Raw genomic sequence first — 20,969 nt, 5'->3', positions numbered from 1 at the left:
CACACCGTCACAACGCAGTGGCAGAGGAGCGTCCATGACCAGGATCGAGCTCACCGTCGACGGCGCCAAGGTGTCCGACGACGTCGAACCCCGCCTGCTGCTCGTGCAGTACCTGCGCGAGCAGCTCGGCAAGACCGGAACCGTGATCGGCTGCGACACCGCCAGTTGCGGCGCCTGCACCGTCCACCTGGACGGGCACAGCGTCAAGTCGTGCAACGTCCTGGCCGTGCAGGCCGACGGCACCACGGTCACCACCATCGAGGGACTCCCGTCCGACGGGGCCCTGCACCCCGTCCAGGAGGCCTTCCACGAGTGCCACGCCCTGCAGTGCGGATACTGCACGCCCGGCATGATCATGCAGGCCGCCGACCTGCTCACCGAGAACCCCGACCCCACCGAGGACCAGATCCGCCAGGGCCTGGAGGGCAACCTCTGCCGGTGCACCGGCTACCACAACATCGTGCGCGCGGTGCAGTACGCGGCAGGTGCTCCCGCCGCACACGGAACGGACGGAGGCACGGCATGACCGCCACGGAAGAGGCCCTTGCCACCGCCGAAGCCGGCCGGGAGATCGGCCGCGACCGGCGCCGCAAGGAGGACCGGCGGCTCATCACCGGCCGCACCCGCTGGACCGACAACCTGGCCCCGCCCGGCACCCTGCACCTGGCCATGGTGCGCAGCCCCCACGCGCACGCGAACATCACCGGCATCGACACCCGCGCCGCCGAGCAGTCCCCGAACGTCGTCGCCGTCCTGACCGGTACCGACCTAGCAGGCACGCAGGGCGTCCTCGCCAACGCCTGGCCCATCACGCCCGACCAGGTCGCGCCCGAGCACAAGCCGGTCGCCGTCGACCGGGTCGCGTTCGCCGGCGAGATCGTCGCCGTCGTCGTCGCCCGCAGCGCCGCCGCGGCCGTCGACGCCGCCGAACTGGTCGACGTCGACTACGAGGAACTGCCCGCCGCGCTCGACCTCAAGGACGCCGCTGCCGCGACCCCCGAGAACGGCGGCGCCATCGCGCACCCCGACCTCGGGACCAACAACTCCGCCCGGTGGATCTTCGACTCCGCCGAGGCCGGCACCGGAGGCAACGTCGAGGACGCCATCACCGCCGCCCGGGCCGACGGCATCGTCATCGAACGCGAGTACCGCCAGCAGCGACTCATCCCGGCGTTCATGGAACCCCGCTCCGTCGTCGTCGACCCCACCGGCGAGCAGATCACCGTCTGGTCCGCCACCCAGATCCCGCACATCACCCGCTTCCTCCTGGCCGCCACCACCGGCGTCCCCGAGTCCAAGATCCGGGTCATCGCGCCCGACGTCGGCGGCGGGTTCGGCGGCAAGCTGCAGACCACCCCCGAGGAATGGACGGCGTTCGCCGTCGCCCGCCGCCTCGGCAAGCCCGTCAAGTACACCGAGACCCGCTCCGAGTCCCTGCTCGCCGCCCACCACGGCCGCGACCAGTGGCAGAAGCTCACCCTCGCCGCGCGCGGCGACGGCACCGTCACCGGCCTCAAGGTGGAACTGCTCGCCGACCTCGGCGCCTACGTCGCCCTCGTCGGCGGCGGCGTGCCCGTGCTCGGCGCCTTCATGTTCAACGCCATCTACAAGTTCCCCGCCTACCGGTTCGACTGCCGCACGGTCCTGACCAACAAGACCTGGACCGACGCCTACCGCGGCGCCGGGCGCCCCGAGGCCACCTTCGCCGTCGAACGCCTCATGGACGAGCTGGCCGCCGAGCTGGGCCGCGACCCCCTCGAGGTACGCCGCCAGAACTGGATCACCCACGACGAGTTCCCGTTCACCACCGTCGCCGGCCTCACCTACGACTCCGGCGACTACGAGTCCGCCACCACCCAGGCCGTCGAAGCCTTCGGCTACGACGGCCTCCGCGCCGAGCAGAAGCGGCGTCGCGAGGAAGGCGACCCCGTCCAGCTCGGCATCGGCATCTCCACCTTCACCGAGATGTGCGGCCTGGCCCCCTCCCGCGTCCTCGGCAGCCTCGACTACGGCGCCGGCGGCTGGGAACACGCCGAGATCCGCATGCTCCCCACCGGCAAGGTCGAGGTCGTCACCGGCTCCAGCGGCCACGGCCAGGGCCACGAGACCGCCTTCAGCCAGATCGTCGCCGACCGCCTCGGCGTCCCCTTCGAGGACGTCGAGGTCCTGCACGGCGACACCCAGGTCGCCCCCCGCGGCCTGGACACCTACGGCTCACGGTCCCTCACCGTCGGCGGCGAGGCGCTGGCGCTCGCGGCCGACAAGGTCGTGGCCAAGGCCAAGCCGTGGGCCGCGCACCTGCTCGAGGCCGACGCCGGCGACGTCGAGTTCTCCCGGGGGAGGTTCGCCGTGGCCGGCACGGGCGAGGGCAAGACCATCCAGGAGATCGCCCTGGCCGCCTTCGCCGCGCACGACTACCCCGAGGGCATCGAACCCAGCATCGACGCCGAGGTCACGTTCGACCCCGTCAACTTTTCCTTCCCGCACGGCACACACCTGTGCGCCGTCGAGGTGGACACCGAGACCGGCGCCGTCTCCTTGCGCAAGTACGTGTGCGTCGACGACGTCGGCACCGTCATCAACCCGCTCATCGTCGCCGGGCAGGTGCACGGCGGGCTCGTCCAGGGCATCGCCCAGGCCCTGTGGGAGGAGGCCGTGTACGACGACGCCGGCACCCTGCTCACCAGCACCCTCGCGGACTACCTCGTGCCCAGCGCCGCCGACCTCATCAGCTTCGACGCCGCGCACCGCAGCACCCCCGCCACCTCGAACTCCCTCGGCGCCAAGGGCGTCGGCGAGGCCGGCACCATCGCGTCCACGCCCGCCGTCGTGAACGCCGTCGTCGACGCCCTGCGGCCCTACGGCGTGCACGACATCCCCATGCCCTGCACGCCCGCCCGCGTCTGGCACGCGATCCAGGAAGGGAACGCCCCATGATCCCCGCAGCGTTCGACTACGAACGGCCCACCAGCGTCGACGAGGCACTCCGCCTCCTCGCCCAGGCCGACGACGCCAAGGTCATCGCCGGCGGCCAGTCCCTCCTGCCCGTCCTGCGCATGCGGCTGAACGCGCCCGAGCTCGTCGTCGACATCGGGCGCATCGACTCCCTGCGCGGCATCCGCGACATCGGTGGGGGCGGCGACGTCGCCGGGGGAGGAGGCGCCATCGAGATCGGCGCCATGACCCCCTACCACGAGATCCTCGCCTCCGACGAGATCCGCCAGGAACTCGCACTGCTCCACGCCGCCGTCGCCGAGGTCGGCGACCCCCAGATCCGGCACCGGGGAACCCTCGGCGGATCGCTCGCCCACGCCGACCCCGCCGGGGACTGCGGCGCCGTCGCACTCGCCCTCGAGGCCGAGATGGTCATCGCCGGGCCCTCCGGGGAACGCGTCGTACCCGCCGCGGACTTCTTCCAGGACCTCTTCACCACCGCCGTCGAGGACGACGAACTCCTGACCGCCATCCGCTTCCCCGTCCACCCCGGATGGGGCGCCAGCTACCAGAAATTCGTGCGCACCGCCCAGCAGTGGCCCGTCGTCGCCGTCGGCGCCTGCGTCCACATGGCCGACGGGAAGACCATCTCCGAAGCACGGATCGGCCTGACCAACATGGGACCGACACCCCTGCGCGCCCGCGGCGTGGAGGAGGCGCTCGTGGGTGTGGCGCCGACGCCGGAGGCCGTGGGCGAGGTCTGCGCGAGGGCGGCCGACGGCACCAGCCCGCCGTCGGACCTCAACGGGGACGCCGGCTACCGGCGGCACCTCGTGACCGTGCTCGCCCGGCGGGCGGTGCTCGGAGCGGCGGGGGCCGCGTGAGGGCGCCGGGCGCCGGGGAAGGCGGCCGCGCATGGAGCTGACGCACGCGTTCACCGTGCCCGCCGACGTCGCGACCACGTTCGCGACGTTCGCGCGGGTAGAGTCCGTGGCGGAATGCTTCCCCGGCGCGCAGGTGACCTCCGTGGACGGCGACGCGTTCACAGGCTCGGTGAAGATCAAGCTCGGCCCGATCGCGCTCACGTTCAACGGCTCCGGCCAGTTCACGGAGAAGGACCTCGCCGCGGACGGCGGCTCCGGGCGCATGGTCCTGACCGCGAAGGGCAAGGACAAGCGCGGCAACGGCACCGCGGGCGCGGAGGCCGTCGTCGTCCTGCGTCCCGGGGCCGGCCCGGCGGACGGCGACGGCCCGACGACCGACGTCGAGGTGACGACCGACCTCCAGATCGGCGGCAAGGTGGCGAGCCTGGGCCGCGGCCTGGTCCAGGAGGTCTCGAACAAGATGCTCGGCCGCTTCACGGACTGCCTGGAGAAGAAGCTGACCTGATCGCCGACCTCAACGGTTCCACTCGGGCGGAGCGTCATGGCGGGTAGAGGCGCGGGAGCAGACCCGCGCCCCGGACCCGGGAGGGGCGCAATGAGGACGATGCGGAGTCGGCCATGACGGCGGGGTGGGACGCCGAGCTGACCGAACTGGTCACCCATCGCGGCGGGGCCCTGGTGAGCTACGCCTTCGTGCTGGCCGGAGATCGCCGCGAGGCCGAGGACCTGGTCCAGGACGCCCTGGTCAAGGTGTACTCCAAGTTCCGGCGGCCACGGCCCGCGGGCACGGCCGGCATGGCGACGCTGGACGTCACCGTGCCGGTGCGGAACATCGAAGGTTACGTGCGGCGCACGATCCTGACCCTCTTCCTGGACGGGTACCGGCGCCGGCGGCGGTGGTTCGGCGTGCACCACCTGCTCGGCGCGGACGAGAGCGTGCGGGGCGCGGACGTCCCCGCGTCCGCACGCGTCGACGTGAGCGCGGCGCTGAAGCAGCTCTCGCCCCGGCAGCGGGCGTGCGTGGTGCTGCGGTACTACGAGGACCTGACCGTGCCGCAGATCGCGGCGGAACTGCGGATCGCCGAGGGCACGGTGAAACGCCACCTGCACGCCGCGATGCCGGCGCTGCGGACGCTGCTCGGCACCACGACCAGCATGACTCCCACCCTGGAAGGAGGGGACGCACGATGAGCGCCAAGCACACGCACGACGAGTGGGCCACCCCCGAGGAGGGCGCCGCACTGTCGGGGCTCCTGCGGGAGCACGGCGCCGGCGCGCGCCCCGACGGGCAGGCCACGCTGGCCGAAGAACTGCCCGCCATGCGCCGCAGGGTGCACCGGCGCCGCGTCGCCAAGGCCGGCGGGGTCGCCGGGGCGCTCGCGGTGGCGGGTGTGCTGGCGGTGACCGGCTCGCAGGCCGCCGAGTGGATCCGGAGCGAGCCCGCGCCGCTGCCGGGCGGGGTGACCGTCGAGTACCAGGACGGGTACGTGCCCGACGGCTGGAAGGGGAGCGGGGCCTCCTGCGGCATGCCGGTCACGGAACTGGAGGACCTCGCGGAGCCCGCCGGCCTCGCCGTCGCCATGGCCGACGAGCCGGCCGCCTACCGGGAGCGGGAGGGCTGGTGGGTCCCGGCCACGATCTCCGGCCCGGCCGCGGCCGATGCGCTCCAGGAACCGTTCCTCGTCTGGTCGCAGGACGGGACGGTGGTGGACCTCGGCTGGTCGTACGCGACTGACGGGGCGTACGAGATCCCCGAGACGGTCGCGGCCGACGGGGAGTGGTGGGGGCCGGTCCGCGCGCAGCGGGTCACGGGCTGCCTGCCCGCGGAGGGTGCCGACGCGCCCTTCGACGACGATCGCTACCAGCATGTGCGTGAGGCGGGGCGGTTCGACGTCCGCGTCGCCGTGCGGACGACCGACGGCTCGGGCACCTCCGGCCTGTACCTCAGCGAGCCGCAGGAGATCGAGACCCCGGACGGCGCCGGTGGCCCGGTCGGCGGCCCGGCGCAGACGGAGCCGGGCTCGTCCTGGGCCGAGGGATACCAGCCCGACTGGCTCGCCGGCTCCGACGTCGCCTGCCTCGGGGACGAGGACGTGATGATGGCCGACTCCCGCGCGGACGAGGGCTGGACGCTGGAGGTGGACGACGGCGGTCCGACCTCTTTCCTCGGGCGCTGGCAGGCGACGGGGACCTTGATGGACGGGGTCACCGGCGGTACGGACCTCCCCTACGCGCCACCGACGATCATGCTGTTCGACGAGGGCAGACTGGTCGGGTACGGGCACGACTTCACCGCCCGCGATCCCGTGACCGACGGGAACGGATGGGGATCCGCCTCCTCGAACGCGATGAACTCGTGCCGGCGCACCACGGACGGCGAGACCGTCCGGATCCCGGAGGGCGACTACACGGCTCGCCTCATGATCGAGATCGAGCCCGGCGACGACACCTACCGGTTCGTGTGGAGCGACCCCTTCCCCGTGCACGTCGCGGAGGACGGCGACCTGACCGCACGATGACGACCTGCCGGGCCGCGCGAGGCGCGCGGCCCGGCAGGCCGTCGCTACGCCAGCGAGACCAGTTCCGCCTAGCTCTCGTTCCAGAGGTCCTCGTCGCCGTCCGGCACGAACGCCCTGGTCCGATCCGCCCAGGCCCGGCTCGTAGACTGGGGTGATGAGCAAGGCTCCCCGTTCCGAGCCCGAGGTCCAGTCGATCACGTCGGTCCCCGAGTCGCTCGACGACGACCAGGCGCGGCGCGCCAAGGTCTACCTCATCCAGATGGGGATCCGGCTCGTCTGCTTCATCGCCGCGGTCCTCTGCCTCACGATGGGGCCCGCCTGGCTCGGATGGACGCTCGCCGTGGGGGCCGTCGTGCTGCCGTACACGGCCGTCGTCTTCGTCAACGCGGGGCCGAACCGCACACCGCACGACGCCCAGGCCTACGTACCGGAGGGCCCGGCCGCGCTCCCGCCCGCCGGCGACACCGAGCGACCGCCGTCGGGCACCGGGCACACCGTCATCGACGGCGACGCCCTGGTCGACGACGTGCGCGACGAACCCGTGGAGAAGAAGAACTGATGGATGTCCTGGGACTGGGCGGCGGCTCCGCCGCGACGCCCGACCCCGTCGGCGAGCTCATCTGCAGCGCGAAGGGCTGCCGTGCCGGAGCCGCCTGGGGACTGCTGTGGAACAACCCGCGCCTGCACACTCCCGAGCGCCGCAAGGTGTGGCTCGCCTGCGACGACCACCGCGAGCACCTCGAGCAGTTCCTGTCGGCGCGCAACTTCTGGAAGCAGACCGTGCCGGCCGGTGAGCTGGACAGTCAGGAGCCGGCGTGAGCGATGCCGGCCGGTCCCGCGCGCCCCGCACGACCAGGCAGTGGGTGATCCTCGGTGTCGCCGCGCTGCTGCTGGCCGCGCTCTGCCTGGTCGCGGGCCGCTGGCAGTGGGACCGGTACGAGGGTCGTAACGCGCAGATCGACCTGATCGAGGCGAACTGGTCGGCCGCGCCCGTGCCGGTCGACGACGTCCTCGACGGCCCGGGCGCCGTCCTGCCCGACGACGCCGTCTGGCAGCCGGTCGCCCTGACCGGCCGCTACGAGCCCGGCGCGACCGTGCTGCTGCGCAACCGGCCCGTGCACTCCACGCCCGGCTACCACGTGCTCGTGCCGTTCGTCGCGCAGCACCCGGACGCGCCGGACGGGATCGTCCTGGTGATCGACCGCGGGTTCGTGCCCCTGGGCGCGGACGGGAGCGCGCCCGCCTTCGTGCCCGAGCCCCCGGCCGCCGAGGTCGAGGTAATAGCGTCGATGCGCCTCGACGAGCCGTCGTCGTCCCGCGGCGCTCCGGACGGGCAGGTGCAGGCGATCTCCACCGACCAGGTCCTGGCCGCCGGGCCCGACGGCGCGGCGTGGGCCGACGGCCGGACCGTCGGCGCGTACGGCGCGCTCCGTGCCGAGTCGCCACGGGCGGCGACGGCGCCCGCCGCGCTCCCGGAGCCCGGCACCGACCCCGGGTCCCACCTGAGCTACGCGTTCCAGTGGGGCGTGTTCTCGATCGGCGCGCTCGCCGGGTACGTGCTGCTGTGGCGGCGCGAGCGGGGAGCGCTGCGGGGCGAGACGGTGTCGGCCGGGGACCTGCTGCTGGCCGCGCCCGACGTCGACACCGCCACCGGGGGCACGACGTCGCGCGCGCGGCGCGCGGGCAGCGGCGGCGGCCTGCTGTCCCGCCCCACGGCCGACTCCGACGACGAGGACGCCCTCATCGACTCCCAGCTCCGCTAGCCGCGACGTAACTCACTGCGCTTCTCCGTCCCGACTGCGTAGACTGGCCCGGCCCCGTTCGGCTCGGCCGCCATGGGCCCCGCACACCCCGCGACCGCGAAGGACCCTCATCCCGTGATCACCGCCCATGGCGTGGAGCTGCGCTTCGGCGCCCGCGCACTGCTGAAGCCCGCGACGTTCCGGGTCGGCCCGGGCGACCGCATCGGGCTGGTGGGCCGCAACGGCGCCGGCAAGACGACGCTCACCAAGACCCTCGCGGGCGAGAGCCTTCCCGCCGCCGGGCAGATCACGCGCGGCACCGAGATCGGCTACCTGCCGCAGGACCCCCGCACGGGCGACCTCGACGTCGTCGCGATGGACCGCGTGCTGTCCGCCCGCGACCTCGACAAGCTCATCGCCAAGATGCGCACCACCGAGGCCGAGATGGCCTCCGAGAACCCGGACGTCATGGCCAGGGCCCTGGACCGCTACCCCCGGCTGGAGGCGCGCTTCCTCGCCGCGGGCGGGTACGCCGCCGAGGCGGAGGCGCAGGTCATCACCGCGAACCTGGGCCTCGACGGGCGCGTGCTCGCCCAGCCGCTGCACACCCTGTCGGGCGGTCAGCGCCGTCGTATCGAGCTGGCCCGCATCCTGTTCTCCGGCGTCGACACCCTGCTGCTCGACGAGCCCACCAACCACCTCGACGCCGACTCGATCTCCTGGCTGCGCGACTACCTGCGGACCTACAGCGGCGGCTTCATCGTCATCTCGCACGACGTCGACCTGCTGCGCGCATGCGTCAACAAGGTGTTCCACCTGGACGCCAACCGGGGCGAACTCGACCAGTACGCCATGGGGTGGGACAACTACCAGAAGCAGCGGGAGACGGACGAGCGCCGTCGCCGCAGGGAGCGCGACAACGCCGAGAAGAAGGCGTCCGCGCTCCTGTCCCAGGCCAACAAGATGCGGGCGAAGGCCACCAAGGCCACCGCCGCACAGAACATGATCCGCCGCGCCGAGCAGATGCTCGACGGCGCCGAGAACGTCCGCCAGACCGACCGGGTCGCCAAGCTCCGGTTCCCCACGCCCGCCCCGTGCGGGAAGACGCCGATCACCGCGTCCGGGCTGTCCAAGTCGTACGGGTCCCTCGAGGTGTTCACGGGCGTGGACCTGGCGATCGACCGCGGTTCGCGCGTGGTGATCCTGGGCCTGAACGGCGCGGGCAAGACGACGATGCTGCGGCTGCTCGCCGGCGTCGAGAAGCCGGACTCCGGGACCGTCGACGCCGGTCATGGGCTCAAGCTCGGCTACTACGCCCAGGAGCACGACACCCTCGACATGAACGTGAGCGTCGTCGAGAACCTGCGGCACGCCGCACCCGACCTCACCGACACCCAGGTGCGCAACACGCTCGGCTCGTTCCTCTTCTCCGGGGACGACGCCGACAAGCCCACCCACGTCCTGTCCGGTGGCGAGAAGACACGACTCGCCCTGGCGACGCTCGTCGTCTCCAGCGCCAACGTGCTCCTGCTCGACGAGCCCACCAACAACCTCGACCCGGCCTCCCGTGCGGAGATCCTCGGCGCGCTGAAGACGTACGAGGGCGCCGTCGTCATGGTCACGCACGACGACGGCGCCGTCGACGCCCTCGAACCCGAGCGCGTCCTCCTCCTGCCCGACGGCGACGAGGACCTCTGGAACGAGAGCTACGCGGAGCTGGTCTCGCTGGCGTAGGCGTTCGGGGCCGGTTGGCCGCGCCTGGCCTGCCGGGTAGTACGCTCCGGCGTCGGAACGACCCTCTCACCCGCAGGAGCCCCCGTGCCCGAACCGGAAGCCACGCCGTCCCGTCCGTCCCGTTCCCCGGCCGCGCTGGCAGCACTCGTTCTCGGGTCGTTCGCAGCCGTGCTGGCCCCGATCGGGCTCGCCGTCATGGTCGGGTTCGACGACCGGTTCGTCCCCGTGTGGCTCGCCGGGGCGGTCGTCGTCGGTACGGTCCTGATCCTGCTCGCCGCGCTGGGGCTGCCGCGGCTGCTCCTTCCCGGGGTGCTCGCGTTCGGGCCGCTCCTGATGATCGTGTTCACGCACGAGGAGTTCCTGGAGCTGGCCGACCTGACCATCTCGCGCCGTCACGTCGGCCTGGTGGCCGCGGGGATCGCCGTCTGGCTGCTGCTCCTGGCATGGGCGCTCCGGGCGATCCGACGACACTGGATCCCGGCGGGTCGCTTGATCGATACGAGCGTGACCGGAGCCGGGCGGTACGGGCAGGTCATCGCGCTGGTCCTGGTGCCGATCGCGCTGGTCGTCGGCCTGGCGGCCACCGGGTGGCAGACCGTGTGGAACGTCGCCAACCTCACCGCTGCCGAGACCGCCGGGGCGACCGTCACGATCGTCGAGTCCGGCACGTACACCTACTCGACCGGGGGTCGTGGCGGCAGGCGCATCACCGGCGTCTACTGGATCGCCGAGGACACCGACGGCGGCCGGTGGCGCCTGGAGCGACCGGAGCTGACCTCCTGGGAGCACTCGACCGGACTCACCATCGACGACGAGGGCCGGCGCAACAGCAGCTGCACCGCGGGGGAGACCGAGATCGAAGCCGGCGACGTCCTCACTCTCGCCGGACGCCAGGGTGTGCTCGGCTTCGCGGTCGACCACGTCGCCGCGATCGACCGTGACGGCAGGACCGTGTGCGGGTGATCAACTGTTAGCGCACGTCCGGAGCCTGTCAGAGCGAAGTGGTGGGCGGAAGCTCCCGGACATGAGGCACATGGTGTGGGTGCGCTTCTCAGGTTCGGATACCCGCTTCGGTCAATCGGCTCGGGGCAGCGAAGCCTGGACGATGGCCGTGGCGAGCGTCGCCTGGCTGGGTGCTGGGAGAGCGAGGCGGTTCCAGTGGAAGATGACGGTCTGAGCCAGGACGCTGCGGAGCCCGCGGTCGAGGCGGCCGCCATCGGCGAGGTCCACGAGTTGCTTGCCTGAGGTTGTGAAGGCGTCGGCCCAGGCGCGCAGGTGCGGGGCCGGGCCGTCGGGCGCCAGCAGCGGACTCGTGGCGTCGGTGGGGATGCGCAGGAGCGGTTTGGCCTGGTCGGCGAGGCTCTGGATGTCGGTGTTCGATGTCGTGACTGGTGGACGCATTGCGGCGACCTTGGCGAAGACGTCTCCGGTCTCGAAGGAGTCGAGTCGGGCGGCGCGGGTGAGTGCGCCGAGCAGCACGAGCGAGGCTTCCCGTGCGCCGAGCCCCGGTGCTCGGGCCTGCTGGTGCGCGAGGACGCCGTGGGAGTCGGCGCGGAACAGGTCGTGGACGACGGCCATGGCCTGGGTGCCGCCGAAGGCGGTGGTCTCGGGTTCGTAGATGGTGCGGGTCCAGGCGGTGATCGTCCCGTTGGCATGGAGCCGGTCGAGTTCGTGCACGACGGCGGGTTCGTTCGCGTTGTGGGTGCGGATCCGCCAGCCGGGTGGCTTGTTCATGAACCACCAGCCGTGGTGTGCTCCCGTGTCGCCGAGATCGTCGAGCACGTGGGCGACGGCAAGCCGGGATTCTCGGTGTGATGTGGGGTCGTCGGGGAATGCGAGGGATATCTGTGTCCATCGTGTCCCGGCGACGTCGCCGAGGGCGGCAAGTCCGGCGGTCGCGAAGGCGTCGACTGCCTCGCTCAGTGCGTTCTGGTCGAGCCGGTGGCGACGTGCGGCCTTGGCGATGTCGCCGCAGGTGAGGGCGTCAATGACCGCGTTCGCGAGCGGTTCGGTGCGGGTCAGCTGATCAGGAGGCATGTGTCCCATCCAGTGGCTGGTGGCTGGCCGGTGCGCAGGGTGTTCAGGGCGAGATCGATGCCGGCCTGGCCGGTCAGGAAGCTCGGATCTGCGGTGGCTGCGTGATGGGTGAGGGCATCGGCGACGGTGGGGAGGTGGTGGGTGAGGGTGGGGTCGGCGGCGTCGGCTGCGGCGCGGTAGGCCGTCTGATAGAGGCCCGCGAGGCCGTGGCACAGGCCCGGGGCGGTCAGGCGGGCGACGTGTCGCGCGGTCAGGCACGCGGCGAGTACCTTTTCGGCGGACGCGCGGCGGTGATGGTCGCGGGTGGCGATGGCGGCTATCTGCTGCGCGCGGGCGATGCCCGGGGCGCCGTAGCACCACGAGGGGCGACGATGGTTCTGGGTTGCAACGCGGCCGGTGCGGAGTGCGTCGCGAGTGAGCCAGTGGGGCCACCATGGCCCGTCGGGTCCGTCGTGCCGCCACTGGTCGTAGAAGGCTTGCAGCGTCTCGATGGCGTCGAGCTGCCCGTTGACGACGACGCCGTTGCGGGTGGCGCTGCCGAGGAGCGCAAGGAGTCCGGCGGCGCCGTGAGCCATACCGAGATTGGCGTGTCCGCCCGGCGTGGCGAGGGCCGTGTCGGGATCGTGGTCCACCCACCAGCCGGGAACGACGGCACCGTCGTCGAGGGTGCGTGGGCGAACAAGTCCGACGACGTACTCCAGGAGTCCGGCGAGGGCACCGCTTGCGGGGTTGCGGTGCAGGAGGTGGGCGCCGAGGCCGGTCAATCCGTAGAAGAGGTCGTAGTCGCCGAACCGGAGGGCAGCGCCGGTCCGCCGTCGTTCCCAGGCCAGGGTGAGTCGCCGGTGGGTGAGGCGTTCGACGTGGCCGTCGAGCCGGGACAGCGTCCTGCTGCCGCGGGGGTGTCCGTCGCCCGAGGCGGCGGCCAGGACGAAGGCGATGGCCGGCGCCCCGTAGTAGAGGCCGGCATGTTCGGAGGCGTCGATGGGTGCGAGTGCCAGGTCTCGCAGGGCTTGTTGGGCCTGTTTCCAGGGTGCGACGCCGGTCAGTGCGTGTTCGACGGCGAGCAGTGCGCGGCCCGGTGCCCCGGTGGCCAGGGACTGGGTGAGCGTGTCCGGCAAGGTCAGGGCGGTGGTCATCGGTGCTCCAGGAGTGCGAGGCGGCGTTGCGCGGCACGGCGCGCGACCAGGCGGGTGGTGTTCTCCAGGTCACGGTCCACGCCGAGGGCGCGGGTGTGATGGTCCCGCCACAGATGCGGCAGAACCTCGGAGGGGTCGCGCTGTTGAGCAAGCCTCCTTCGGTAGGACTTCAGCGCGGCGTCGCGTTCTGTCCAGGCGTCGGCGACCGCGTCGCCACCGGCGGCGCGCAATGCCTTGTAGTTGTCGTCGGGGTTGGACAGCGCACACGCGGTCTCGGTGATCGCACGGTCCAGGCGGGTCGAGGTGTGCGGGACCAAGGCGAGCACGTCCCGGTAGCCCGACTCCGGGTCGACCCGCAGGGCTGCGGCGGTCACGGCGAGGGACGCGGCGGCGAATGCCTGGGCGGGGATGGTTGTGTCGCGTGCGAGGCGCGCCTGTTCGACGGCCGCGAAGGTATCGGCGGTGAAGACGTCGTACGCGGCCTCCAAGGCCGGGCCGGTGCCATATTTGCCAGGGTGCGGGTGGTACTGGTGCACGCTGAACTCGGCGGGCAGGCCCCTGCGGGCGAGATCGTCACGGAACGCCGTCAGGAGCGGTAGTGCGCTTCCTGCGGCGGTCGCGTCACCGAATTGGAGGGTGAGGGCGAGGAACTGGTCGCGTTCGGGCAGGATGAGGTCCCGGATGCGTGCGAACCACCAGCGGCGCAGCCCGGCCGGGGCGAGGAGGTCGGCCAGGTGGGGCAGGTGTTCGACGACGAGATGGTCGAACCGGGCGGGGTTTCCTGCCCAGCGCACCGTCACGGTTTCCAGAGAGGCGCTCGATGCGGTGACGGGAACTGCCTGTGGCGGACGGCGTGCGGGTGGGGGCTCGGGCGTCATCGGGACCAGGACCTCTGCGGGACGGCCGAGCCATGTGGTGTCGCAGGGCATCTGCTCCTGGAACTCGACGCGGTTCGACCGTTCGATCACGCGGCGCAGGACAGCACGGTCCAGCGGGGTTTCCAGGTCCAGCGGCAGCCGGGTGCCGCCATGGTCGAGCACGACCATTGACGGAACCCGGTTGGCTGTGCGCCAGTCGTCGAACCGCTCACCCCAGGGACGCGCGGTATCACCGAGGTTGTCGGTGTGCAGGATCCAGCGCGCGGGCGCCAGGACGGTGCGGCCGTACCGGATACGTGGGGTGTGGTTCAGGGTGCGGGCGGCGCCGAGGTCGAAGGCGCGGTACACGGCGCTGCGGGCATCGGCGACCTCGGCAAGGAACCTCGCCAGAGGTGGAGTGTGTTCGGCCAGTTCCAGGGCATGCGGGATCACCGGGATGATCCGGCGGCCGGTCGTGGCGTGGATGAGGTACATCTGCTCGTCATCAGCCGTCACCGCCAGGTCGTCGACGCCGATCGGTGTGGCAAGGCCGTCGTAGGGGCCGCCCAGGACGATGACACCCTCCGCAAGGGTCGGCACGCGTACGACGTTTTCCGCATCCGCTTGTCGCGGCCGGTGAACGAGCTGGGCGACCAGCGGCTCGTCGTCCGCCGTTCCAGGCGCGGCGAAGTACTCGGTGAGATGGTCGCGGTCGGCGGGGTCCAGGAGGTGGGCGAACCGGCCGGTCAGGCTGGTGGAGGCTGCGGGCGCGGCCGTGACGCGCAGGAAGAAGTCACCGGCCTCCAGCGCGGCGGGCGACGGGGTGTGGATGGCGAACCCGAACTCGCACCTGGCCGGTGGTACGACGGATTCGGGGTCGCCGATGCTCAAGGCGGTGACGTCGCCGTCGGACAGCACCACCTCGTCATGCCCGTCCAGGGCTGCGGTGTGGAGCAGGTTGAGCACGAGCCCGTCACGCTCAGTGATCCCGCGCCAGGCCGGGCGGGCGCGGGGCGCGTCAAGAAACCCGGTCGGGTACCCGAGGCCGTCGTCGGCGATCAACTCGCGGACCGGGACAGCGGTGCCCGCGCCGTAGCGGGCGCGGAATCGGGCGTGGTAATCGAGCCACCGCACCGCGCCGAACGGCTCCGTCGACAAGCTCAACAAGGTCGTGGCCGCGCGTTCGGCCTCGTCGATCACCGCCTGCGGGAGTGTGATCGACGTATCGAGGCGGACATCGACCGCCAACGGCCGCGCGATGTCCGGCGCGAGTGCACGCATGACGTCGGCTGCTTCGGTGCGGAGCCCGGCGACGTCGGTCCGCCCGCTCGGTGCGTTGTGTTCGGCGAGCAGGTTCCTGACGCGGGCAAGCCGCCGAGCGCCCGGGGCGCAGGCCCTCGCAGCAAGCTCAGCCAGCGTCGCGAGCGGTTCGTGGGCTGTGGTCGACGTGACCGAGGAGATGAGGAAGTTCTGGGACAGGAGCGTGCCAAGCAGGCCGGTGACTCTTGCGGAGTCGGCTCCGGCCGCGGTGGCCACGTGATCGACGAGATCGTCCCAGGCGATGGGTTCGCGTGCTGCACCCAGCGCGGTGCGCACCGGGGCGGTGAGCCGGATGGATGTGTCGCGCGGCTTCTCCGTAGGGTCCACGCCCTTCAGGCGCACTTCGAGCAGGAGCCGGTCGTCACGCTCCACCGCTAGCGGGTTCGCCGCGACGAACAGATACGGCCGGACCTCGGGCTGCTCCTGAAGGCGGGTTGCGATCCGTGCCAGCCATTCAGCATCCGGGCGTGCCACGGCACGCGTACCGCGTATGCCGGCTCGGGTCGGGACGCCGGTGCCGGCGGTGGTGATACCGGCGAACAAGCCGAACGGTGTCGTGCGCCGCTGCCAGCGCAGCAGGTAGGTCGCGAGGCTGCGCGCCGCGCGGCGGACCGTACGCGGTACAGGATTGGGGACGTCCAGGAGGGCGGCGATGCGGTCGGCCAGATCGGGACTGGCGACCCTGACCGCCTCGCGCACGTCATGGCGGACCCACGCAGCAGACAGCCAGTTCGCCACGACGGTCAACGGGTCGTGGTCGGGGTCCAGGTCGGTCGGCACGGGGAGGTCGGCGGGGCCGGTGGATGCCCGCACGATCAGCGGGCCGGCGGTGCGTAGCCGTGCAGGCATGGGGGGCGGTCTCCCAACGGGAAGGGGTGCTGGTGGCGCGCCAGGGCGCGCCACCAGCCGGGGGTGCGGATCTCTCAGGTCAGAAGGGCTGGGCGGCGTTGGTGGTGCAGGCGCTCTTCTCACACGTGCTGCCGCAGCCGTCGCCGGTGTCGCACAGCATCGTGACCAGCGGAATGGTCGACTCGATCACGCGCAGGTCCAGCTCGAAGTCGTCCTCGATCATCGCGGGCGCCGTATCGACGGCGTCGAGCATCAGGGCGGGGGTCATCAGGGTCTCCTTGCTTCTCGGTGTAGCGGGGTGGGTTTCTTGCGACCTGGTCGACGCCGGTTCAGCGAGGCCAGGAGATCGTGACGACGCCGTGTGCCTTGGGCAGCACGACGGCGTCGGCCGGGACGGCGGACAGATCGGCGCCGTCGGGCCAGTACCCGATCGCCGCCTCGTCCGGTCGGCCGTTCTCGTCCCAGGCGCGCACCTGCTCTGCGAGTCGCGCCGCAGCGACAGCGGCGTGAGGACCGAAGCCGCGGGCGCCGTGCTCGAAGCGGTCGCCTACCTTCCGAACCGCCAGCAGGGCGAAGGAGTCGCCGACGGCGGTACCGAACGGGAACCACGTGCGGCCCATCTGCGAGGCGAGGCCGGTGCCCTTGTCGGCGTGGACCCGGCAGAACCCGTCCAGGTACGAGGCGAACCACAGGTGCAGGCCACCGAAGTCCTCACCGCCATCAAGGAGCACGCCGGACCAGTCGTACGTCTCGGTGCTCGCGAGGACGCCGTCGAGCAGGTGCGGGTCGGCCGGCTTGGTCTCGTCGAACCGCAGCGTGATGTGCTTCCCGGTGCCGTCGGGCAGGTGCAGGGCGTGCTCGTCGTGCTTCCCGATGCCCTGCATCGGAACGAATCCGCCCGACTCGGCGGACTCTGCCACGAGGTGGTCACCGTTGCGCCGCAGCCCGACCGTTCGGGTCACCGAGCGCATACGCAACGGCACCACGAGCCGCCCGGTGGGGGCGAGCTGATCAATCCAGACCGGCGGGATGTCCCACGCGCCGACGGTCACGATGATCGCGTCGAACGGCCCGTGCCCCTCGACCGGCAGGTCCCCGTCGGCGGTCAGGACGGTGACCCTGTCCGCATAGCCGGTCGCGGTCAGGATCTCGTTGGCGCGGTCGGTGACCCATTCGTCGATGTCGATGCTCACCACAGACCCGGTATCGCCCACGACCTCGGCGATCAGCGCGGCGTTGTAACCGCCGCTGCCGATCTCCAGGACGGTGTCGCCGGGGCCGATCCCGGCCTGTTCGATCATCCGGCCCTGCAACTGAGGTGCCGAGACCGACGAGACCGCCGCACCATGCTCCTGCCGCCGGGTGATCACCGGCCGGTCCGGGTCGTACACCTGCTCCAGCGGCGTCCCGGCCGGAGCGAACCGCTCACGCGGCGCAGCCCGCAAGGCGGCCAGTACGGTGGCCGAGGTCAGGCGCCCGCCGACCTCCAGCGCGTCGACCATGGCCTCGCGGGCGTCGTGGGCAGCTGCATCGTTCGTCGTACCGGTACTCACACTCATCCTTCTCTCCTTCGATCCAAGGGCTCTGCTCGACGGGTTCACCACGGCCGGCCGATGTTGAGCGAATACACGCCACCGCCATTGGCGTCGAAACGCCACGCCGGACGAGCCGCCGGTGTCAGGTCGTAGGCGTACCCGGCGGCTACCACCGCCCGTTCCAGGTCGAGCATCGTCGCCCCCACGCCGGCAGGCAGGTCGGCCCGGTGATCCCACGGGGCCTCGCCCACACCGGTCCACACCTCGCACGAGGCCAGCGCAGGACCGGTACCTTCGAGCCGGACCCGCACGGTCAGCGGATGAGCGCGCGGGTGCCATTCCTCGACGACAGCGCGCACCTGACGCACCAGATCGACCGGCGGAGCGGTCGTCGTCATCGGGCTCGCCTCCCCGCCGAACCCGCGACGGGGGCCGTGACCAGCCCTCGCAGAACGGGGACCACACCCTGGTCGTCGATGCTGCCGGTCACGTCGTCGGCGACCGCCTTCAACGCCTCGCCGGCATGCCCCATCGCCACTCCGCGGGCCGCCCACAAGATCATGTCGGCATCGTTCCCGCCGTCGCCCACCGCGACCGTGTGCTCCGGGGGGACCAGCAGGCGCCGTCGGACGCCCTCCAAGGCCCTGGATTTCGACGTACCCTGCGGTGTGAGATCCAGCCAGTCCGGCGTGGAGATGTTCACTGTGACGTCGAAACGGCGCAGCTCGGGTGCCAGGTCGACAGCGCCGGGGGCATGAACGACGGCGCGCGATGTGGGTGCCGCCCACACCTCCGAGTGACGCTTCGCGACCCGCTGATGCCCGTTCAGCAGACCAGCGTCGAAACGAGCGCTGACGAGATAGCCGTGGCCGACCACTTCGGCCGCCAGCAGCACCTCCGGCACCGTGGCGCACACGTGCTCCAGCACCGGGCCGGGGTCGAACGCGGTGACGTCGTCGATCACGAGATCGCCGTCATCGATCCGCGCGGTCACCGCACCGTTCGACGCCACGACCCGGCCGGCCCGCAGCCCCAGGCGCCGGATGACCGGAACGACCCCCACCAGCGATCGTCCACTCGCGAGCACCACATGGTGGCCCGCGGCCACCGCCGCCCGCACGGCAGCGACAGTGACGTCGGGGATGTGGCCCTCGGCGTCGGCCAGGGTGCCGTCGAGTGCGCCGTGAGGCGCTTGTTGATCGAGTGGAGGTGAGAGACCTGCACCTGGGTCCTGTCGCAGCAGGGCCTTGTAGTTGAGGGCAGCCTGCTCCTGGGAGGTGCCGGGAGTGGGTGGGAGCAGCCCTGACAAAGCCGGGACGTGCCAGTACTGCCAGATGGTGCGGGTCCGGCGAACGAAGCGAAGAGGTATACGCGAGGAACCGGCGTTTACGCCCCTCATAACGCTAACCGGCTCGAACCTGGCGGATCTGGGCCGGGCGCGACGCGTACCTCGGGATGTCTCTGTCATCCAGGCGGAGGCCGTCCCGGGGGAACTCCTGAGGCCTGTTTGATGGGGCCGAAGGAGGCCACGGTGAAGGCCTGCGGCGTAACCGTGGCGATGTCGCTGGGGCCAAGTCGGGTGCCTCCTTCGCTGAGCGATCAACGAGTGAACACGGGAACCGTCCTGGTCCCGCCGGGTGGCTCGCGCATCCTGCGTGAGCGTGCCCGGCTGGGTGCACCGTCTACCGATCGGGCCAGGGCGGGGCGGAGCCGCCGTAGTACTCCGAGTCCGGGAAAGCCGGACACATGGGGAAGGGCGGCAGTGGTTACGAGAAGAGAGGAGACTGTGATGCCGAAAGACGCGGCGCCGAACGGCGACGCACCGACGAGCGACCTGCACAGGCCGTGGGCGCGGGTATCGGGGATGCAGGCCAAACTTCACCGTTGGGCGGCGGCCGACCCCGGTCGCCGGTTCGACGATCTGTTCAACCTGGTGCATGACCCGGCCACGCTGTGGGTGGCGTGGGACCGGGTCGCGTCGAATCAGGGGGCGCGTGCTGCAGGCTCGGACGGGTGGACTGTCGCCCGGATCGAGCAGGACGTGGGCGTGCCCGTCTTCCTGGACGCTCTGCGCTCTTCGTTGAAGAGCGCCGAGTTCCGGCCGCAACCGGTGCGGGAACGCAAGATCCCCAAGCCGGGCGGGTCGGGCAAGGTCCGCCGTCTGGGTATCCCGACAGTGACGGACCGTGTGGTCCAGGCAGCCCTGAAGCTGGTGCTGGAGCCCATCTTCGAGGCCGACTTCGAGCCGGTCTCCTACGGGTTCCGGCCCGAGCGGCGGGCGCAGGACGCGATCACCGAGATACACCACTTCGGCACCGTCGGTTACCGATGGGTGCTGGATGCGGATATCGAGGCGTGCTTCGACCGTATCGACCACACCGCGCTGATGGAGCGGGTGCGGCTGCGGGTGAAGGACAAACGCGTGCTGCGGCTGGTCAAGGCATTCCTCAAGGCCGGGGTCCTCACGGAGCTCGGCAAGTACGAGGACACCGACGCCGGGACGCCGCAAGGGGGCATCCTGTCCCCGCTGCTGGCCAACATCGCCTTGTCGGTGCTCGACGAGCACATGACCAGACGCTGGAAGCCGGGCGAGGACATGTCCACCACCTGGAAGCGCAACAAGCGAGTGCGTGCTGGTCTGCCGGTCCCGAGACTCGTCCGCTACGCGGACGACTTCGTGGTCCTGGCCAGGGGCGGAACGCCCGAGAACATGCACGCGCTGCGCCAGGAGATCACTCAGGTGCTCGCACCGATGGGCCTGACCCTCTCGGAGGCCAAGACCCAGGTCACGCACATGAGCGACGGGTTCGATTTCCTCGGCTTCCACATCCAGTGGAAGCGCAAGCGAGGGACCAGCAAGTGGTATGTCTACACCTTCATCGGCAAGCGTCCGCTGGACGCGGTGAAGGCGAAGATCCGCGCGCTGACCCGTAGAACGTCGCAGCAGGACCTCAAAGACGTGCTGATCCGGCTCAACCAGATCACACGCGGCTGGGTCAACTACTTCAAGCACGCATCCGCTAAACGCGTCTTCCACCGACTGCGCCACTTCACCTGGTGGCGGGTCATCCGGATGATGCGCGCACGGCACCGCTGGAAGTGGAAAGACGTCCGCCGATGGCTCACCGACCACACAGGCCGGTGGCGTCCCATCACAGCGGACGGGATCACGATGTTCCACGCGGACTCGGTACCGGTCACCCGGCATCTCTACCGCGGGGCCAAAATCCCCACGCCCTGGTCCTCTGCCTGAACAAACCCACGGCAGCAGCCATGGAGAGCCCGTTGCGTCGAAATACGCACGGCGGGTTCGGCGAGCGGCCCGGGGAAACGGAGCAACGGCAACGCTGCCACCGCGCCCCGGGCCGACTCGACTGTCGAGGGCTACGAGATGCTGCTCACTCGCCTTGTTGCATTCCTGT

The 20,969-nt window shown here is 71.3% G+C and carries 19 protein-coding genes; 12 read left to right on the top strand and 7 right to left on the bottom strand.

The features are described 5' to 3' along the window. Positions 1 to 34: 34 nt before the first annotated feature. The 11 genes from ACYVK5_RS07245 (at position 35) to ACYVK5_RS07195 (ending at position 10,776) form a co-directional block, all read left to right on the top strand. Positions 35 to 526: a (2Fe-2S)-binding protein gene (locus ACYVK5_RS07245; protein ID WP_460703320.1), complete on the top strand. Its 492-nt coding sequence runs from the start codon at positions 35 to 37 to the stop codon at positions 524 to 526. Continuing rightward, positions 523 to 2,937 carry a xanthine dehydrogenase family protein molybdopterin-binding subunit gene (locus ACYVK5_RS07240; protein ID WP_460703318.1) on the top strand — a complete coding sequence of 805 codons (2,415 nt, stop codon included), beginning with the start codon at positions 523 to 525 and terminating at the stop codon, positions 2,935 to 2,937. Before ACYVK5_RS07245 ends, ACYVK5_RS07240 begins: the two co-directional genes overlap by 4 nt. Beyond that, positions 2,934 to 3,818, top strand: coding sequence for an FAD binding domain-containing protein (locus tag ACYVK5_RS07235; RefSeq protein WP_460703316.1), 885 nt, complete (start codon positions 2,934 to 2,936; stop codon positions 3,816 to 3,818). The genes ACYVK5_RS07240 and ACYVK5_RS07235 overlap by 4 nt, the downstream gene beginning before the upstream one ends. Positions 3,819 to 3,849: 31 nt before the next feature. Next, positions 3,850 to 4,323, top strand: a complete 474-nt coding sequence (locus ACYVK5_RS07230) for an SRPBCC family protein (protein WP_460703314.1) — start codon at positions 3,850 to 3,852, stop codon at positions 4,321 to 4,323. A gap of 113 nt (positions 4,324 to 4,436) precedes the next feature. Continuing rightward, the gene (locus tag ACYVK5_RS07225) at positions 4,437 to 5,009 is read left to right on the top strand and encodes a SigE family RNA polymerase sigma factor (protein ID WP_460703312.1); all 573 of its coding nucleotides are present in this window, start codon (positions 4,437 to 4,439) and stop codon (positions 5,007 to 5,009) included. Next, positions 5,006 to 6,337 (top strand): hypothetical protein, encoded by a 1,332-nt coding sequence (locus tag ACYVK5_RS07220; protein WP_460703310.1) that lies wholly within the window; start codon positions 5,006 to 5,008, stop codon positions 6,335 to 6,337. The genes ACYVK5_RS07225 and ACYVK5_RS07220 overlap by 4 nt, the downstream gene beginning before the upstream one ends. A gap of 154 nt (positions 6,338 to 6,491) precedes the next feature. Further along, positions 6,492 to 6,896: a DUF3099 domain-containing protein gene (locus ACYVK5_RS07215; RefSeq protein WP_460703308.1), complete on the top strand. Its 405-nt coding sequence runs from the start codon at positions 6,492 to 6,494 to the stop codon at positions 6,894 to 6,896. Further along, on the top strand, positions 6,896 to 7,156 hold the full coding sequence (locus tag ACYVK5_RS07210) for a hypothetical protein (RefSeq protein WP_460703306.1): 261 nt from the start codon (positions 6,896 to 6,898) through the stop codon (positions 7,154 to 7,156). The genes ACYVK5_RS07215 and ACYVK5_RS07210 overlap by 1 nt, the downstream gene beginning before the upstream one ends. Next, complete coding sequence (locus ACYVK5_RS07205) at positions 7,153 to 8,100, top strand: SURF1 family cytochrome oxidase biogenesis protein (protein WP_460703304.1); 948 nt, start codon at positions 7,153 to 7,155, stop codon at positions 8,098 to 8,100. The genes ACYVK5_RS07210 and ACYVK5_RS07205 overlap by 4 nt, the downstream gene beginning before the upstream one ends. Before the next feature lie 114 nt (positions 8,101 to 8,214). Then, complete coding sequence (locus ACYVK5_RS07200; RefSeq protein WP_460703302.1) at positions 8,215 to 9,813, top strand: ABC-F family ATP-binding cassette domain-containing protein; 1,599 nt, start codon at positions 8,215 to 8,217, stop codon at positions 9,811 to 9,813. A gap of 84 nt (positions 9,814 to 9,897) precedes the next feature. Then, complete coding sequence (locus ACYVK5_RS07195) at positions 9,898 to 10,776, top strand: hypothetical protein (RefSeq protein ID WP_460703300.1); 879 nt, start codon at positions 9,898 to 9,900, stop codon at positions 10,774 to 10,776. Between the two features lie 111 nt (positions 10,777 to 10,887). On the opposite strand, the gene ACYVK5_RS07190 is transcribed toward ACYVK5_RS07195, so the two are convergent. The 7 genes from ACYVK5_RS07190 to ACYVK5_RS07160 form a co-directional block, all read right to left on the bottom strand. Next, positions 10,888 to 11,850, bottom strand: coding sequence for a thiopeptide-type bacteriocin biosynthesis protein (locus ACYVK5_RS07190; RefSeq protein WP_460703298.1), 963 nt, complete (start codon positions 11,848 to 11,850; stop codon positions 10,888 to 10,890). Further along, a complete protein-coding gene (locus ACYVK5_RS07185) occupies positions 11,832 to 12,986 on the bottom strand; it encodes a lanthionine synthetase C family protein (RefSeq protein WP_460703296.1) in 1,155 nt (384 codons plus the stop codon). The genes ACYVK5_RS07190 and ACYVK5_RS07185 overlap by 19 nt, the downstream gene beginning before the upstream one ends. Beyond that, positions 12,983 to 16,012: a lantibiotic dehydratase gene (locus ACYVK5_RS07180; RefSeq protein WP_460703294.1), complete on the bottom strand. Its 3,030-nt coding sequence runs from the start codon at positions 16,010 to 16,012 to the stop codon at positions 12,983 to 12,985. The genes ACYVK5_RS07185 and ACYVK5_RS07180 overlap by 4 nt, the downstream gene beginning before the upstream one ends. Positions 16,013 to 16,091: 79 nt before the next feature. Next, entirely contained in the window at positions 16,092 to 16,280 is a 189-nt protein-coding gene (locus ACYVK5_RS07175; protein ID WP_460703292.1) for an FxLD family lanthipeptide, read from the bottom strand. 61 nt (positions 16,281 to 16,341) lie between these two features. Next, on the bottom strand, positions 16,342 to 17,571 hold the full coding sequence (gene fxlM / locus ACYVK5_RS07170) for a methyltransferase, FxLD system (RefSeq protein ID WP_460703290.1): 1,230 nt from the start codon (positions 17,569 to 17,571) through the stop codon (positions 16,342 to 16,344). Between the two features lie 38 nt (positions 17,572 to 17,609). Beyond that, a complete protein-coding gene (locus ACYVK5_RS07165) occupies positions 17,610 to 17,945 on the bottom strand; it encodes a hypothetical protein (RefSeq protein WP_460703288.1) in 336 nt (111 codons plus the stop codon). Beyond that, complete coding sequence (locus tag ACYVK5_RS07160; RefSeq protein WP_460703286.1) at positions 17,942 to 18,856, bottom strand: HAD family hydrolase; 915 nt, start codon at positions 18,854 to 18,856, stop codon at positions 17,942 to 17,944. The genes ACYVK5_RS07165 and ACYVK5_RS07160 overlap by 4 nt, the downstream gene beginning before the upstream one ends. 222 nt (positions 18,857 to 19,078) lie before the next feature. Here ACYVK5_RS07160 and ltrA point away from each other — a divergent pair, with 222 nt between their 5' ends. After that, positions 19,079 to 20,800: a group II intron reverse transcriptase/maturase gene (gene ltrA, locus ACYVK5_RS07155; RefSeq protein ID WP_460703284.1), complete on the top strand. Its 1,722-nt coding sequence runs from the start codon at positions 19,079 to 19,081 to the stop codon at positions 20,798 to 20,800. The last annotated feature ends 169 nt before the right edge of the window (positions 20,801 to 20,969 follow it).

It is taken from the genome of Myceligenerans halotolerans, from assembly GCF_054782975.1.
Note: the sequence above shows the minus strand (reverse complement) of the source record. Positions and strands in the feature narration are given on the sequence as shown.

Coding starts and splice junctions, on each gene's coding strand:
- ACYVK5_RS07230 (WP_460703314.1), top strand. CDS start 3,850: ATGGAGCTGACGCACGCGTTCACCGTGCCCGCCGACGTCGCGACCACG.
- ACYVK5_RS07185 (WP_460703296.1), bottom strand. CDS start 12,986: ATGACCACCGCCCTGACCTTGCCGGACACGCTCACCCAGTCCCTGGCC.
- ACYVK5_RS07190 (WP_460703298.1), bottom strand. CDS start 11,850: ATGCCTCCTGATCAGCTGACCCGCACCGAACCGCTCGCGAACGCGGTC.
- fxlM (WP_460703290.1), bottom strand. CDS start 17,571: ATGAGTGTGAGTACCGGTACGACGAACGATGCAGCTGCCCACGACGCC.
- ACYVK5_RS07175 (WP_460703292.1), bottom strand. CDS start 16,280: ATGACCCCCGCCCTGATGCTCGACGCCGTCGATACGGCGCCCGCGATG.
- ACYVK5_RS07225 (WP_460703312.1), top strand. CDS start 4,437: ATGACGGCGGGGTGGGACGCCGAGCTGACCGAACTGGTCACCCATCGC.
- ACYVK5_RS07245 (WP_460703320.1), top strand. CDS start 35: ATGACCAGGATCGAGCTCACCGTCGACGGCGCCAAGGTGTCCGACGAC.
- ACYVK5_RS07235 (WP_460703316.1), top strand. CDS start 2,934: ATGATCCCCGCAGCGTTCGACTACGAACGGCCCACCAGCGTCGACGAG.
- ACYVK5_RS07240 (WP_460703318.1), top strand. CDS start 523: ATGACCGCCACGGAAGAGGCCCTTGCCACCGCCGAAGCCGGCCGGGAG.
- ACYVK5_RS07210 (WP_460703306.1), top strand. CDS start 6,896: ATGGATGTCCTGGGACTGGGCGGCGGCTCCGCCGCGACGCCCGACCCC.
- ACYVK5_RS07180 (WP_460703294.1), bottom strand. CDS start 16,012: ATGCCTGCACGGCTACGCACCGCCGGCCCGCTGATCGTGCGGGCATCC.
- ACYVK5_RS07220 (WP_460703310.1), top strand. CDS start 5,006: ATGAGCGCCAAGCACACGCACGACGAGTGGGCCACCCCCGAGGAGGGC.
- ACYVK5_RS07215 (WP_460703308.1), top strand. CDS start 6,492: ATGAGCAAGGCTCCCCGTTCCGAGCCCGAGGTCCAGTCGATCACGTCG.
- ACYVK5_RS07165 (WP_460703288.1), bottom strand. CDS start 17,945: ATGACGACGACCGCTCCGCCGGTCGATCTGGTGCGTCAGGTGCGCGCT.